Origin of the sequence: Chitinophaga oryzae, assembly GCF_012516375.2 — a bacterium.
In the GTDB taxonomy this organism is placed as follows: domain Bacteria; phylum Bacteroidota; class Bacteroidia; order Chitinophagales; family Chitinophagaceae; genus Chitinophaga; species Chitinophaga oryzae.
The window spans coordinates 8,133,480-8,149,736 of the sequence record NZ_CP051204.2; the positions used below are offsets into that span (position 1 = coordinate 8,133,480).

Here is a 16,257-nt window from a genome sequence, read left to right on the forward strand (position 1 = left end):
CGTTAATACAAATGAAAAGCCAGGCCTATCAATAGAACAGGTCTCCAAATTTAGTAAAAAAAATCCTAACATGTAAAAATGCAAGGATATTTAAGCTCATTTCGAGGTTAAAAACTGATTTATCTGATCAATAACGAATGTTTGTTCTTTTTCCGTCAAACTAGGAAACATTGGTAAGCTCAAACATTGGCTATAGTATTTTTCTGCCAATGGAAAGTCCCCGGGTTTCCAGCCTTGTTGGCGATAATAAGGCATCAGATGTGTCGGAAAATAATGTACCTGCGCGTAAATATTCTTTTCCTTCAGATAATTATATAATCCCAGCCTATCCGCTAGCTTAATGACATAGAGGTGATAAGCGTGTTCCAGGTCACGTTCTTTCAACTGTAACTGTTGGCATTCAATTTTGTCATTATGCTGAAATGCCTGATCGTAGACCCTGGCGATCTCTACCCTGCGCATCAATCCTTCATCTGCCCTTTGAAGCTGGCTTAGCCCCAGTGCAGCCTGAAAATCGGTCAGGCGGTAATTGAACCCCAGGTCCTGCATTTCCATATACCAGCCAGGAAATGTACCTGTTTCCATTCCCGGTACGCCGGTAGCCATCTCCAGGGAATTACTGAAATCGTTCTGGTTTTTGGTTATCCCGTGCGTCCTGAGCGTCAACAGTTTTTTATACAACGTTTCATCATTCGTAGTAATCATCCCGCCTTCTCCTGCAGCAATGTGTTTTACCGGATGAAATGAATAAATGGCGAGGTCTGCATAAACCCCATTTCCGGCCATTTGCCTTACACCTTTACTATCGGTAAACCAGGCACCTGGTGCATGACAGGCATCCTCAATAATCCACATTCCGTATTCATCAGCCAACGTTCTGAATGCCTCCATATCTACCGGATACCCTGCAAAATCGACCGGGATGATTCCCTGAAAAGTATTTCGGGGATGTTGTTCCAGCAGCGCTCTTACCTTATTAATATCCAACAGGAAAGTGTCCGGATCAATATCTGCAAAAACCACTTCACCGCCACAATAACGCACACAGTTAGCCGAGGCTGCAAATGTGATCGGTGTTGTAATTACGCGGTCGCCGGGTTTCACGCCAGCGGCCATGGCGGCCAGATGTAATGCGGCTGTACCATTAGACACTGCTACCGCGTATTTTGCGCCTATGTAGGCCGCAAATGCATCTTCAAACGCCTTAATGTTAGGACCTTGTGTAAGATAATCAGATGTTAAAACACTGGTTACCGCCTGTATATCCGAAGCTGTTATTTCCTGTCTTCCGTATGGTATCGGTTTCATCATTAGCAATTAAATGGTAAAAGTTGGGTCAACATGGTCTTTTATAAGCGTACGAATCTCGTCTACAGATACCCATTGATCGTTTTCTCCTGAGTTGTAACGAAATCCCTGAGGCACTGGTTTAGCATTCAGCTGCTCTACAAAGTCTTTGACTTTGAAGGAAAGGTTCTGTGGCAAAATGGCGTAGTATCTTCCCAGATCGTAAGTGCTAAAGGAATCCGAAGTAGTAATCATTTCTTCATGAATTTTCTCGCCGGGACGAATGCCCACAACCCTGTGTTCACAGTCAGGTCCGATAGCCATTGCCACATCAGTAATTTTGTAGGAAGCAATTTTCGGAACGAATATTTCGCCCCCCCAGGCAGAATCCAGGGCATGCAATACCATGTCCACTCCCTCTGTAAGTGTGATATTAAAACGGGTCATCGTTGTATCCGTAATGGGTAACACACCTTCCTTTCTTTTATTGAGAAAGAAGGGGATAACAGAGCCATTGGAGCCCATTACATTTCCATACCGTACTACTGAAAATTTGATGGGGTTGGTGCCTTTGATGTTATTAGCGGCTACAAACAGTTTATCTGAGGCCAGCTTCGTTGCACCATACAGGTTAATCGGAGCAGCAGCCTTATCAGTAGACAATGCAACCACCTTCTGTACACCGGTTTCCAAAGAAGCGTTAATAACATTTTCTGCCCCCATGATGTTGGTCTTGATACATTCCATCGGGTTGTATTCCGCAATTGGCACATGTTTCATCGCTGCAGCATGAATCACATAATCAATTCCTTTTAAAGCCCTTCTCAGCCTGTCAAAATCTCTCACGTCACCAATGAAGAACCTGATCTGAGGATACTTGGACTCCGGATAGTCCATCGCCATCTGAAATTGTTTCTGCTCATCACGGGAGTAAATGACAAGTCGTTTAATCTGTGGCCAGCGCTCCAGGATGATTTTTGTGAATGCTTTACCAAAAGAACCAGTACCACCGGTTATAAGAAGGCTTTTGTTATTTAAATCCAACATTTAGAATTATTATTAAATTATTACCAAACTTAATTTACAAGAAAATTATCGGGTAGTTGATTCCGGTATTAAGCCAATTCTTCTCTCAAAACTTTATTCCCGATTAAGACCAATACACATAACATTCCTCCCAATATGCCACCCAGCGCAATGCCTTTCAGCTTGCCAAACTTTCTTTTATCAAGGGGAAGAATAGGCTTATCAACTATCTGAATAACGGGCATATCCTGTGCCATGGCAATCTTACTTATTTCCAGGTTTTTCACAACCTCAGCATACATTGTCTGCAGCACTACTTTGTCACGCATCACTAATTCGCTTTTGACATTTGCCACCTGTCTCGCAGGATTCTGGTTGATATCCTGCACCCGTGCCGTTTCGTAGGTCTTCCGGTTCAGTAATACTTCCATTGAATCGGCCTGGGCCTGCAGGCGGTCCACACTTGTAGTGGAACGTTTGGTCTTTGTTTCTATATAGAAGCGGGTGGCTTCTCTAACCAATGTTTCTACAAATTCTTTCGAAAAGGTTTCATTCAACGTTGTACAACCCACCACGATGAAACTGAGCTTTTTATCCGGCCTTGCCACATTCAGATGGTTCGTCGCTATTGCCCCCTGTATTGTATTCAGTACGCTATCCTGTTGCCGCGAAAAACTACTTCTGTCTGCATTCAAAGGAAAACTTACCTTTTTTAACAGGGAATCTTTTTCCCAGCCCTGCCTCGTCTTATATGCATCCATATAAAGTTCGGCGAGCGTGGATTGTTTATTGTCATAAGTTACCGCAGACAGTAAGGCTTTTTCAATCATCAGCCGGGAACGAAGGAACTCCATAATGTTATCCCCCTCAAAAAGGCCGCTACCGCCTTTTCCTCCCAGGTCCAAGCCGAACTGACTCGCAATTCCCATGTAAGCGCCCAGTGGGTTTGAATTACTTTCTTCCAGCACAAAACTTAATTCCGCTTTATAAGTTGGCTTAGACATGAAAGCGGCTGTTAGCCCCAGCCCACCACCAATCAATCCGGATAATATTACAATAATTTTTTTACGCCATATATATTTAGAGAACTCTTTTAACTTAAGAATCAGGTCTTTGAAGGAAATTTCCTCTACAAATTTATTTTTTTCGGCATTAGTTGTGGTATGTGGCCCGCCCATAAAAACTTCGTTTACAAACTCTATTTTATAGTATTCAGAATTGTTACTATTACCAGTGCAATAGACGCCAGCCCGCTTGCAATGGCAACCCCTTCCTGGCCGTTCAAACCTTTCTTTTCTTTCTTCGTTGGCACATATATTTCTGCCCCTGGCTTCACCTTGGGGTACGAGTTAAAAAAGAATACCTTCTTTGTGTTCTTTACCTCGCCATTGGCGTACACAATATAGCTGCGTCTTTTCAAAGCCTGAGCTGTAAACCCACCTGCACCATGGATATAATCTTTAAAGTTATATACTTTATCAAATCTCACTTTCTTGGGAAAGTATACTTCGCCAAACAACTGAACAGTTTGCAGCTTCTTGGGAATTTTGATAATATCCCCTTCTTCCAGGAGAAGGTCATACTTGGAACCAGGATGCTTCATGATTTGCTCCAGATTGATACCCAACAGCTGCTCCTTCCGGTCTACCGCAGCCTGTACCCTGGCAATATCCGTACTGTCCTGTAATTTATTATAGAACACCTGCAGCTTGTTAGCCAACAGCATACTGTCTCCTTCATTGATAAACGTTTTCCGCATCATCACTGCGCCTTCAGCATAAGCTTCCGGACGCAATCCGCCTGATCTTTTGATCAGGTCTGAAATACGCTCAGAACGGCTATTTATGGTATAATCACCCGGGTAAACCACCTCTCCGCTAACCATCACGTTGGCTTGCGACGCATAGGCCGGAGAACGGCGCACGACCACCTCATCAAAAGGTTGTAATACAAAGGCTTTTGCTTCCGGGTTATTGCTGAGGTCTGCATTGATACTAAATCGCTCCACAATTGCCTTGGTGCTGTCTTTTGCGTCATATACACCACCGCGTTTTCTCCGGGAGATTTCCACTTCCTGCACAGAAGCCGCGTCTGTAAGGCCTCCTGCCAGCAGGATCAGATCTTCAAGGTGCATACTGTCTGCATAGTTGAAATATCCTGGTTTATTAACCTCCCCGTCGATCCTTACTTCATATTCTTCCCGGAGATCAAACTTGGAGTATATCATTACACTGTCCTCCTTCTGCAAACGCACATCTGATTTGCCAGACAGAACGTCCTGCACACTGAAATTGATGAAGGAAGGAGTATAATCGGCCTGCAAACGCCGGATCAGACCTCTTGACAAGGCAGCATTTTCTTTCACACCATCAGCCCGCTTCATCAGGTCCTTAACGGTCATATTATTTTCCAGGGCATAGTTACCAGGGTGAAATACCGCACCGGCAATAGTTACGCGGTTGCTGAAGCGGTTGAGGATAGAATCGATAAAGAACTGGTCCCCTGACCGTACTTTGAAAGAAGCGATCTCTCCCGCCGGAATGTTGACTACCTCCCTTTCTTTATTGTTTACCCTGTAGGCACGTATTACATCCCTGAAAGAAAGATCTGTGAAACCACCAGCATAATCGAGGATATTCTGAAGGGTTTCATTTTCCTTCGCTTCAAAAATAGCCTGGCGTTTAACCTCTCCGGTCAGCTCCACTCTGGTCTTATAGGGATTCACCTTTACGATATCCTGTTCCTGCAACACAATATTATTACTGAGGTCGCCCCTTACGAGGAAGTCATAGAGATCAAACCTGGCAACTGGCGAGCCGTTTCGGATAACCTGGATATCCCGGAAGGAGCCATTTTCACCAGGCCCCCCGGAAACGTACAATGCGTTGGCGACCGTGGCCAATGACGGAATGGTGTAAGAACCCGGGTTTACCACTTCTCCAATCAATAATACCCGGATACTGCGGATACTACCGAGAGAAACCTGCACAAAAGTGTTACCACTCCCAATACCACTATATATGGTGGCCAACTGCCTGGTGATACGGTTTTTAGCTTCCTCCATGGTTATCCCGTTTACATAAACCGGACCGAGATTGGGAATACGGACATAGCCGTCCGGCGTTACCTTAAGCCGGTGTTGTACCTCGGAATAACCATATACATCTATCAGGACTTCGTCATTTGCTGCCAGACGATAGTTAGGCGGGGTAGGCATCTTTAGATTGGGCTCGAACGTCAGGTTTTTGTTGTTGAACAGTTCGGACCCAAAAATGCGCTTCCGTCTTTTTTCCCGCTCCCGCTCCTCCTTACTCTTTGTCCGGTCCTTCTTTTCTGTGGTGGAGTCCATTAACTCGTCATCATCGTCTAGCTTGCGGGTACCCGCCTCATCTTCATTCCCTCTGTTACTGTTCTCCTTGCTCTTTTGGCTCTGCTCTAATTCCCTGTCCAGCCCCATCTGTTGGATGCGGCCTTTCAGCTTGGTCACCTCAATGTCCGGTATACCCTTCTGCTGTGCATAGGTATCAATATCAGAAAAAGCAATATTATTCTTTTTCATATCCGCCACCAGCTGACGAATCTGATCATCGCTCAGATTGTCCACCTTCATCTGCCGGATTTGTTCTTTGGATAATGCTGGATTCTGCGCGGTCACACAATAGCCAATAAACAGGAAAAGCTGTAGCAGCAATAATTTTCTGAACATGTATTAATAGGATAAAAAACTTCTCGAATACTTTCTGGAAAACAACTTTAAACGGACCATACCTTATGGGGATGGCCAAACAAGTTGCAAATCTATTAAAAATAACATATAAATGTTACAGGAATCAGATAAGCTAACCGTTTTGTTTCGAAATCGTTAGACATTATCTGATATGCGTTGGAACATCTACTGATGGTTCCTGTAAGATCAGGAAAATTACCTTACCGGCACAGGTTTAAATTAATTTTAAGTTATTTATAATATAAATATTTTTATAATTTAACTCTTTCAATATAACTGAAAGATTTTCAATCCGTTTTTTACTTTTTCTCGTTAATAATATCAGAGAGTCATGCTGATAAGACCTGTTGTATTTATTAACCATCCAAAATCAGCGCTTTTTTACCGGACCGGAACACTCAGAAGACCATATTCGACTAAAAAATATCCTAAAGCCCTTGTAAATCAATTTATTAACATTTCGTGAACGTCAGACGCCGTGTGATTCCGTTTCATTCAGTTAAGCCAAAACCTGAAACATGATGTCATCTGTTGAATTTAACACCTTGCTCATCGGAAACGCTGATTTCCTGAAACCCTTTGCTTTTACCCTTACCAAAGACGCCGAACAGGCCAAGGACCTATACCAGGAAACACTCTTCCGCGCCCTCTCCAACCAGGAGAAATACCTGGAAGGCACCAATATCCGCGCCTGGCTCTTTACCATCATGCGCAATATCTTCATCAACCACTACCGGAAAAAAGCCAAAAACAGGATGATCGCCGAACCCAGCGTCAGCGATTTCTTCCTCAATTACCAGCAGAGCCCGACTACTAACAAAGCTGATACCAATCTCCGGATAAAAGACATACACGTCGCTGTCTACCATCTTCCGCAGATCTTTAAACAGCCATTCCTGCTCTATTACGAAGGATATAAATATTTTGAAATAGCCGATATCCTCCAGGAACCCCTCGGGACCATCAAAAGCAGGATCCACTTCGCCCGTAAAATACTCAAGACACAGGTGCTCCGGCACTAAATGACTGTTGCGATCCTTCACTATAATATTTATCTTGGCGAATTACCAAACAACCAAATCATCCTATAGTGACTGCATCGCAACGTTTTTTATCGCTGGACGTGTTCCGCGGATTGACAGTGGCCGCCATGATCCTGGTCAACAATCCCGGCAGCTGGGAATACGTATACCCACCACTGGAGCATGCCAAATGGCACGGCTGCACGCCCACCGACCTCGTATTTCCCTTCTTTCTCTTTGCCGTAGGCAATGCCATGAGCTTTGCCATGAAAAAATACGCCGAAGCCGGCAACGCCGCCGTTATCCGGAAAATACTCACACGCACCCTGATGATCTTCGGCATCGGCCTGCTGCTCAACTGGTTCCCGTTCGTAAAATGGGACGACGGGCACCTGGTCATGAAACCACTCAGCTCCCTGCGCATCCTGGGCGTATTCCCACGGATAGCCCTCTGCTATGGCGCCGCCGCCTTCATCGTCCACTACCTGAAAGACAGGGGCGCCTTCGTGGCCGCCTGCGTCATCCTGCTCGCCTACTGGTTTGTGCTGATCGCCTTCGGCACCGGAGATCCCTACAGCCTCGAAGGCTATGCCGGCCTGCCGCTCGATAAGTTAATACTGGGAGAAAATCACATGTATAGAGGAGAAGGAGTGCCTTTCGACCCGGAAGGCATACTCAGCACCTTCCCGGCCATCTGCAACGTGATCTTCGGCTACCTCGCCGGTAAATTCATCCAGGAAAAAGGTAAAACCTATGAAATGCTCGCCCGCCTGATGATCATGGGTTGCCTGCTCATCTTCGCAGCGCTCTGCTGGGACATGGTATTCCCGATCAATAAAAAAATATGGACCAGCTCCTATGTGCTCTACACTGTAGGCATCGCACTGCTGCTGATCTCCATCCTGATGTATATAGTGGAATTCCGCGGACAAACCCGGTGGACGACCTTCTTCACCGTTTTCGGTAAAAACCCGCTCTTTATCTATGTATTGTCCGGCGTAGTCGTAAAATTATACCTGCTGATTCGCCCCGTACCCGGCCAGAACATGTATTCATGGCTGTACCAGAGCGTATTTCAACCCATAGGTGGGAACATGGTAGGCTCTTTCCTGTTCGCCCTCTTCCATGTGTGCGCCTTCGCCGCGATCGGTTACTGGATGGACAAAAAGAAAATTTACGTACGGGTATAACCGTATACCAACCGGTAATACCGCTCCTTCAGCCGCGACCGGAACCGGAGCGCTGTGGTTAACACCAGCGCCGCCAGTGTCAGCAATGAAGGATGCGGCCAGTAGTAATACAGCGCGAAACATAAAACACCGTAACGCGCATACTCCAGGTAAAACACCCACCGTTTCTGCTCCATGATAGCGCCGCAGTTAATCAGCGTCAGCAGGATCAGCAGGGTCACACATATCTGTACAAATACCGGCACATAATGCTCCAGCAATAAAAAAGTAAATAACAATGTGAGTGTGGCAGCCATCTGCCACACCACATAATTATTCAGCTTAGGCGTTTCCGTTATGGTGCGGTTCCGCAGCAGAAACGACGCCTCCAGCACCTCCCGCGCCGCGGGGTCTACATAGTCAGGCTTCCCGAACACTACGCGCCACTTATTCCTCCAGCCGCTTGCCCGCCTCACGGAATAGATCATTTCCAGTATAAAATGAAAATGCTGCCACAGGAAACTATTGCTCTCCAGGGGTTTCGTCAGCCCGTATACCGGCTCCTCCTCTTCTTTCTGAAAGGTGCCGAACAACTTGTCCCAGATGATAAACACATCACCATAGTTTTTATCAAGATACTTTGGATTGCTCGCGTGATGCACCCGGTGATGCGAAGGCGTTACCAGGATGTATTCCAGGATGCCCAGCTTGCCGATCGTACGGGTATGAATGAAAAACGGGTACAATCCGTGCACCAGCAACATACTGGTGATCATCGCCGGCGGAAATCCGATCACCGGCAACACCGCCCAGAAACCGGTACGGATGAAGGCCTGGAAAACAGTGATCCGCGCCGATACGGTATAGTTGAATTCCTCGCTCTGATGATGCACCACGTGCGCGCACCAGAACAACGTCACCTCATGCGCCAGCCGGTGGTACCAGTACCAGATAAAGTCAGTGCATACCAGCAGCGCTACCCACAGCAGGACGCCCGGTTTTATATCAAACAAGGCATAATGGCGGTGCAGATAGTCATACAGGAAATAAAAAAGGCCTACTGTAAAAGTGTCGAGCAGGCGCTCGGCAATGCCCACGCTGATGTTGGCTACGGAATCGTTGAACTTGAAATAGCGTTTTCCCCGCTGATGCGCCACCAGGTACTCCAGCCCCATAAATGTCAGGAAAAAAGGAACCGCCAATGCCAGAAAATTCAAATGCACTTTGATAAAGTTTAAAACGCTAAAAATGAAAACACAGGTATCCCCGCATGGTGCCAGCCCATGTGCAAGGGTATTGAATCTCGTTATTGGTGGTAACTGGTAACAATATTAGAGAATATTTTTTGAATATCCTACTAAACTTGTAGACTATAAAAAACAAAGGGCGGGAAACAGCTCGCGCCATCTCCCGCCTTTGCGACATTGCATATATCTATTTAGTCTTCTGCTAATCTTCTGCTGGTCCGCCATCGGCCATCCGCACCATTTTAGGTTGGAACTGGCCTACTACTTCCACCAGGTCGGCTTGCGCTGCCATCACGGTACGGATATTCTTGTAGGCGCCCGGCGCCTCATCCAGTCCGCCGCCGATCAGCGTTACACCGTTATCCTGCAGCATCTTCCGCATCTCGTCATGCGTGATGGAAGCAATGGCTTTGGTACGGGACATCTGCCGCCCGGCGCCATGCGACGCGGAATGCAGGCTGGTCGTTTCCCCTTTGCCACGCACAATAAAGCCAGGAGCGGTCATAGAACCCGGTATAATACCCAGTACGCCTTTCCCGGCAGGGGTAGCGCCTTTACGGTGCACGATCAGCTCCTTACCATGATGCATTTCTTTCCAGGCAAAGTTATGGTGGTTCTCCACCCGTGCCAGCATGGTAGCGCCCATTTCAGCGATCAGTCTTTTATGGATCAGGTGATGGCACGCAGAAGCGTAATCACCGGCAAGATTCATCGCCAGCCAGTATTCCTGCCCGGCTTCTGTGTCCAGGTCCAGCCAGGCCAGGTGCTGCGCATCTTTCGGCAGTACGCACAGCTCTTTCGCCAGCCGGGTATAATGTCCGGCCACCTGGGCGCCCAGGCCACGGGACCCGGAGTGCGACAACAATGCTACATAATCACCCGGCGCCAGGTCCCATTCGTTACCGGCATCGGTGATCGTCACTACGCCCCACTCTACGAAGTGGTTACCGGAACCGGAAGTTCCCAGCTGCCCCGCTGCTTTTGCCTGCAGGTTGCGCAATATCTGAATTTCTTTGAACTCGTTTCTTTCCAGTACCGGATCTTCGTCGTTCCTTTTCCATTCTGCACCGGCGCCGAATTTGGTTTTGTATTTCAATGCTTTCTCATACTGACCGGCCCTCGTCGTCAGGCTCTCCACCGGCAGGTCCACGATGCTCAGGCACATACGGCATCCGATATCCACGCCTACGCCGTAGGGAATAACGGCATTCTCCGTGGCCAGCACGCCACCGATAGGCAGGCCATAACCCTGATGGGCATCCGGCATCAGCGCACCGGCTACGGCTACGGGTAAACGCACTGCACTGTTCAGCTGCCGGATCGTACCTTCTTCAATAAAGCCGGCGCCGAAAACGGCATAATCCACCGGTTTCTCGCGCAAGGGTATTATTGCCGGACGTTCTTCCGGGATCAAAGCAAGGGCTACCTGCGCCCATACCGCGTCTTCGGCATAGGCCGCCGGATCTGCCAGCACTTTGGCCAGTACCGTTTCTATCTCGTCCGTAGCCGCCGTTGTATAATGTTGGGCAATAACGTCCATGGCTACACTGATTACAGGACCCTGCGGGTAACCCAGGGCACGTAATTGTTTTCCGGTCATTTTCAATTCAGACATAATGGGGGTGTTTCAATCAATGTTATCGTAATATTCTTCCTGCAGCATCTGCAGCAGGGTTTTCTTTTTATACCGTTCTTTTGCTTTCACGGGAGGTTCCCAGCGTCTGCGCCCGCCTCCACGGCTTTGTGTAAGCCAGTTCATGCGGTGTCTCAACTGGCGGATGGTGATGTAATTATCCACCTCCCTCATCCGTGATTCCAGCACAGGATCTACCACTCTCCGGTGCGTCAGCATATACGGCCGCACCCGCAATACAAAACGCCAGGGCTCCGTAAACACAGTCATGAGAACTTCTTTTCCTTTCAGCTTGGAAAATTCGGGCCGTACTTCAAAGTAAGCCATTTCCTGCGGCGTAAGCCCCAGCTTTTCCACTTCCCACGCATACAGCTTCTTAACATGCTGCTCTTTGTCTACCCACACCTTCTTGCCACGTACCCGTTTTTTCTTTTTAAAATCCTTCCGGTGAAAGTATTGTTCTGTGTTGATTTTATCCAGGATACCCTGAAAAAATAATGCCTGTTTTCCACGGGCCACATCATCCCTTAATACAAAGAAACGTACGTACCCTTTTTGTACAGGCGGGTCCAGCGGAACATATATAGGCTTGCGGCTTTGACTCCACAGCTCCTTTTCATATTCGTCCAGCTGCAGCAGCTGTTTATCCCTTGCTGTTATAACTGCACGGCGCTTTTGTCTTGCGGTTCTGAGCCGTGCGGTATCGATATAATATTGTAGTTCGTCAGAAAATAACTTGTCCATAACAAATGGTCTGTTTGTTTTTCAATAGTGTTTACCGATCGGTAAACACGGTGTACCATTGGATTGTATACAGACAAGTGATTCTTTTTCATGACGAATAATATTTTAAATGAGATGAATAATGTTTGTTTATACGGTTTCTTCCAGCAGGGTCCTTCTGAAGCCGATCACGTTTTTCGGCGCTTCAAAGGATGGCTCATGCTGGTTGGCTATTTCAGCAACACTCATGGGTTTGCTGATCACGGTGTCGAAGCCCAAATGTTTGGACAGGCGCTGCGCTTTCGCCGGCGAAAGCTTTTTGAACTCATACTTGGAGATCAGTCTTCCTTTGCGCAGCAGCGCACTGTCAATAGCAGACAGATCGCTGTTGAAAGAGCACACCAGCTGTATATTCAGGCAGTCTGCCAGCAGTCCGTCGGACAGGTTGAGCAGATTGGATACCGATGAATTGCCGCTGAACTTCCTGTCCATGATCACGTTTTCTGCATCTTCGATAATTACCACGCAGTTGGGGTTATCTATCAGCAGTTCCATGAATTCGGGATTCATGATATTGTGTGCCAGGTCGGGCGATACAAACAGGATGCGCTTTTTAATTTTACCGATGAGATAACGCAGGTAGGTTGTCTTACCGGTTCCAGGAATACCGTGCAGCAGCACGATGCCCTTGTCTTTATCCTTACGCAGCCGTTGCTGTATCACCTTGTCCACCTCACGGAAATCATCTTCATAAAACAGCCCGATGTCCAGCTTCGTGCGTTTGATCTCCATGCTCTTCAGCTCCAGCCCTTTACGCCCGCTCACGATCAGGTTGATCTCATGCGGTTCGCGGCGTTGTTTTTCCTTATAGCGTGTAGCCGTTTCAGTTACTTTTGAGACAAAAGCGGTATCCGCACCATCGTGCAGTATTTCCACCCAGGAATGCCAGAAGGCCACTACGCTGTTGTTGCTGAGCACCATCACCGTTTGGGCATGCTTATACTTTTTCTTTTTAGTATCGTAGTCGGTGTAGCGGTAGGTATGCAGTATCATTTTTTCAAAAGTCTTTACAAACGCCGCCGCTGCTTTTTCTCCGTCTATATCGTAGATATTATTGATGTTGGGTATACTGTTAAAATGAAACGTATACACCCCTTTGGGTGCAAAGTATTCTCCATCGGTGATATCTATCTGGTTATTGACCATTGTTTTCATTTACAAATTGCACGTTAAAATTAATCTTCCCTGATAGTGATTTACCGGAGCCCTGTTGGGCTCCAGGCAAATCAGGCTTATCATTTCCGGTACGTATAGGTACCTCTTTTTGGGGGAAGTTACAAGTTATCCTCTTGATAACCTGAAGATGGGGGCTAATTCAAACAGAGACGAAAAAAACAACTTAAAGAGAGAGGATCAGCGGAGCAGGATTACTCCGCTACCTGTTTATAAATTGTACCTCCTCAAATATCTTTTCGCGATGAACACAAAAAAACCCGGTCAGTTTACACGGACCGGGCTACTAACGTTAACGCACATACTACGTTAAGGCATGCCAGGTCCGTTTAGCGTCAATATGATTGATGCTATCCTTGAATCCTTTACTGCGGCGCATTCCAGCGGCCAGTGCCCGGTTATTGATTGTATTCAGTGGTAATATCATTATCAAAACCATCATAAAAAAAGCCCGGATCCATGGATCCGGGCTTCTGTTATATGATACAAATATTTTGTACTACCTGTAACCATGAAACGCCCGGAACCCGCCCCAATCCTGCGTGCCGCAGGGGATTGCTGATTCCATATTTAATTTAAAGCGTACCATTTTTACGAGTGTTTACTATTATCAATTTTTAACGATGCAAAGATAACGTGATAAATAGTGATAATGCAAATTTTTAACAGACTTTTTTCAAATATTTTTTCTATGTAGATAAATATAGTGTCGGCTCCTGACGGTATAAAAAAACCGGAAGTGCGCATACTTCCGGTTGTTGTAATCGAATGAGGATAACAATAATAGACGTTGTTGGTCGACCAAAAAAATCAGATCAGAACGGCGCTTTCTTCATATTCCCTCTCCAGTCTTTTCATCTGGCGGATATGACGTTCTATATGTTTGGTCAGGAAATAGATGTACTGATAGATATCCAGTTTGCCCAGATGGTTTACAGACATGTTGGTGAATACCAGCACTCCTTCGCCATTCTTCAGCAAAGACAGATTGTACATGCATTGCGCATACTGTTGTTTCAGCAGCGCTTTTACTTCCTGCATATCTTTAAGCCCTGTAGGCTCCATGTGTTCCGGCCTTACCCATCCGAAAGACTTACTGCTGATCACATCGATCTGGCTGAATTTCTCCTGGTAATCTGCCGGCACAACAACGGTATGGCCGTTTCTTTTACGGTCAAGCGCCCTGCGGGTACTTTTGTTGATGATCAGTAACAGGAAGTAGTTAGTGAGGGAAATATGTTCCAGCACTTCCCGTATACTCCATTGATCGCGGTCCGGTTTGAAGTCCAGCAACGCCGGTTCCTTGTCAAACCAATTGTCCAATTCTCTGAAATTGGTGAGTAAAGCCTCTCTTACAACTTGAATAACGTTTCTCATATACTAACGTTTTGGGGTTATGCACTATACCTGTCTGTACGAGATCAAATGGGCCGAGCACATAACGTTCTTAAAAAATTGTTTGCCATTTCTGTGCCGGATTTTCCCGTGAAATAAAAAACCCGGCCGTATTTACGGACCGGGCAATCATGTAATGGGTTAAGCTTACATTACTGCATACCTTGTCCGTATGGCTTTTTTAAGGCAAAGCCATTCCCTTTACACCAGATGGTGTATTGAATATTCTGACCAGTTATCGTCTGAAGTTCTTTCACTGTCGTCATTTCAGTACTGCTACTAAGCAAAAAGTCCCGCCTCTGTTGAGAGCGGGACCTTTGTTTATATCGTTTGATAACTTTTTCGTTAACAATCGGTGCAACGTGCCCGCAATCCGTCATAGACCTGCTTTTGCTTGCAGGCCATCGCAATAATCTTATATGTTGACAGAAGTTGCACTAAGAAATTTTGTTATTTGCTACAAAGGTAGATTTTATTTTTTTGATTACACAATAATATAGCCTACTTTTTTTATAGAGTTAACAATTCGTTTATATCCGGGATTCACTCCTCCTCTCTCCCTCACCATGGCCCGCTACAGACCTCCGCTGCTATCCGGCCGCAACATCTGCCAGACGGCGGCCAACGGCATCCAGCTGCAGCCCCGCCACCCCGGCCACTTCCCGGCTATTCTCCAAACTATTCAGGACCAGCATTTTGCCGTCATTCTTTCCTAGAACAAACTCAGTTGGCTGGTAGGACGGCGGAAGGACTCCGTATTAAACTCAAACCGCTCCTGGTTCAAGCCGTTCTTTTTTACGTGTACCCTGAACTGCTGCCGGATCAGCTCCGCGATATTGCCATCCCCCCGCATCCGCCGGCCGAATTCACTGTCATTCACATTTCCCCCGTGCATGCTCTCTATCTGGTGCCACACCTTGTCCGCACGGTCAGGGAAGTTTTTATAGAGCCAGTCATTGAAAATGAGCTTCACCGCGTCATTGAGCCGCACAACGGTATACCCGGCATACTTCGCCCCATTGGCAGCAGCCATCTCCAGCAGCCGCGGAATCTCATGATCATTCAGCCCGGGGATCATAGGCGCCGTCATCACGCCAACGGGTATACCAAAATCACTCAGCTCCTTCACAATCTTAAACCGCTGCGCCGCCGTTGTGGTCCGCGGCTCCATCTTCTGCCGCAGCTCCTCCTGTAAGGTGGTAATGGAAACATACACACAGACCAGCTTTTCCTGTGCCAGCTGCTGCAGCAGGTAACGGTCCCTCAGCACCAGCGAGTTTTTGGTGATGATGCCCACCGGCTGTTTATACTCCAGCGCCACTTCCAGCAGCTGCCGGGTAAGCCACATCTTACGCTCCACCGGCTGGTAACAGTCTGTATTACCGGAGAGGGAAATAGGCTTGGGCACCCAGTTTTTATTGTCCAGGAACTTACGCAGCAGCTCCGGAGCATTATGTTTGACAATAATCTTCCGTTCAAAATCCAATCCCGCACTTAATCCCCAGAACTGGTGGGCATTACGGGCATAACAATAAATACAGCCATGCTCACAGCCCTGGTAGGGGTTCATGGAATACCACATTCCCACGTCCGGGCTCTCCACCTTATTGACCAGCGTTTTGGCATGCTCCTCAAATACCTGGGTAGGCACATCCGCCTGCCACCACTCGTCAATCCCCTCTGCATGCTCCTGCACATACTCGCCCTTCAGGTATTTGTTTCGCGGATTGATCTGCGCACCACGTCCTTTGTAATAGGGAGTTTCGGCTCCTCCTTCCTGGAATGGCAATGTCAT

Annotated in this window: 13 protein-coding genes; 3 read left to right on the forward strand and 10 right to left on the reverse strand. The window is 47.0% G+C overall.

Going from position 1 to position 16,257, the window contains the following annotated elements; translation table 11 throughout:
- Window positions 1-96 precede the first annotated feature (96 nt).
- The 4 genes from pseC to HF324_RS32285 all read right to left on the reverse strand — a co-directional run bounded on the left by pseC (window position 97) and on the right by HF324_RS32285 (window position 6,019).
- Complete coding sequence (pseC, locus tag HF324_RS32270) at window positions 97-1,311, reverse strand: UDP-4-amino-4,6-dideoxy-N-acetyl-beta-L-altrosamine transaminase (RefSeq protein WP_220101256.1); 1,215 nt, start codon at window positions 1,309-1,311, stop codon at window positions 97-99.
- A 6-nt stretch (window positions 1,312-1,317) separates the two neighbouring features.
- Window positions 1,318-2,334, reverse strand: coding sequence for a UDP-N-acetylglucosamine 4,6-dehydratase (inverting) (gene pseB / locus HF324_RS32275; protein ID WP_168807873.1), 1,017 nt, complete (start codon window positions 2,332-2,334; stop codon window positions 1,318-1,320).
- 68 nt (window positions 2,335-2,402) lie between these two features.
- On the reverse strand, window positions 2,403-3,491 hold the full coding sequence (locus HF324_RS32280) for a Wzz/FepE/Etk N-terminal domain-containing protein (RefSeq protein ID WP_168807875.1): 1,089 nt from the start codon (window positions 3,489-3,491) through the stop codon (window positions 2,403-2,405).
- A gap of 20 nt (window positions 3,492-3,511) precedes the next feature.
- A complete protein-coding gene (locus HF324_RS32285; protein ID WP_168861651.1) occupies window positions 3,512-6,019 on the reverse strand; it encodes an SLBB domain-containing protein in 2,508 nt (835 codons plus the stop codon).
- 542 nt (window positions 6,020-6,561) lie between these two features.
- Between HF324_RS32285 and HF324_RS32290 the strand changes: the two genes are divergently transcribed.
- Together HF324_RS32290 and HF324_RS32295 are read left to right on the forward strand one after the other, a co-directional pair.
- The gene (locus tag HF324_RS32290) at window positions 6,562-7,062 is read left to right on the forward strand and encodes an RNA polymerase sigma factor (protein WP_168812027.1); all 501 of its coding nucleotides are present in this window, start codon (window positions 6,562-6,564) and stop codon (window positions 7,060-7,062) included.
- A 68-nt stretch (window positions 7,063-7,130) separates the two neighbouring features.
- Complete coding sequence (locus tag HF324_RS32295; RefSeq protein ID WP_246269347.1) at window positions 7,131-8,252, forward strand: acyltransferase family protein; 1,122 nt, start codon at window positions 7,131-7,133, stop codon at window positions 8,250-8,252.
- Here HF324_RS32295 and HF324_RS32300 read toward each other — a convergent pair.
- From HF324_RS32300 to HF324_RS32320, 5 genes are all read right to left on the reverse strand, one after another.
- Window positions 8,237-9,454 carry a sterol desaturase family protein gene (locus HF324_RS32300; protein WP_168807879.1) on the reverse strand — a complete coding sequence of 406 codons (1,218 nt, stop codon included), beginning with the start codon at window positions 9,452-9,454 and terminating at the stop codon, window positions 8,237-8,239. The genes HF324_RS32295 and HF324_RS32300 overlap by 16 nt on opposite strands.
- A gap of 226 nt (window positions 9,455-9,680) precedes the next feature.
- On the reverse strand, window positions 9,681-11,093 hold the full coding sequence (locus tag HF324_RS32305; protein ID WP_168861652.1) for an RtcB family protein: 1,413 nt from the start codon (window positions 11,091-11,093) through the stop codon (window positions 9,681-9,683).
- A 12-nt stretch (window positions 11,094-11,105) separates the two neighbouring features.
- Window positions 11,106-11,855, reverse strand: a complete 750-nt coding sequence (locus HF324_RS32310; protein ID WP_168861653.1) for a hypothetical protein — start codon at window positions 11,853-11,855, stop codon at window positions 11,106-11,108.
- A 129-nt stretch (window positions 11,856-11,984) separates the two neighbouring features.
- Entirely contained in the window at window positions 11,985-13,049 is a 1,065-nt protein-coding gene (locus HF324_RS32315) for an AAA family ATPase (protein ID WP_168807885.1), read from the reverse strand.
- An 828-nt stretch (window positions 13,050-13,877) separates the two neighbouring features.
- Complete coding sequence (locus HF324_RS32320; RefSeq protein ID WP_168807887.1) at window positions 13,878-14,444, reverse strand: DinB family protein; 567 nt, start codon at window positions 14,442-14,444, stop codon at window positions 13,878-13,880.
- A 584-nt stretch (window positions 14,445-15,028) separates the two neighbouring features.
- On the opposite strand from HF324_RS32320, the gene HF324_RS32325 reads away from it, so the two are divergent.
- Entirely contained in the window at window positions 15,029-15,178 is a 150-nt protein-coding gene (locus tag HF324_RS32325; RefSeq protein WP_168807889.1) for a hypothetical protein, read from the forward strand.
- Here HF324_RS32325 and HF324_RS32330 read toward each other — a convergent pair.
- A complete protein-coding gene (locus tag HF324_RS32330) occupies window positions 15,175-16,257 on the reverse strand; it encodes a PA0069 family radical SAM protein (RefSeq protein ID WP_168861654.1) in 1,083 nt (360 codons plus the stop codon). The two genes, HF324_RS32325 and HF324_RS32330, sit on opposite strands and share 4 nt — an antisense overlap.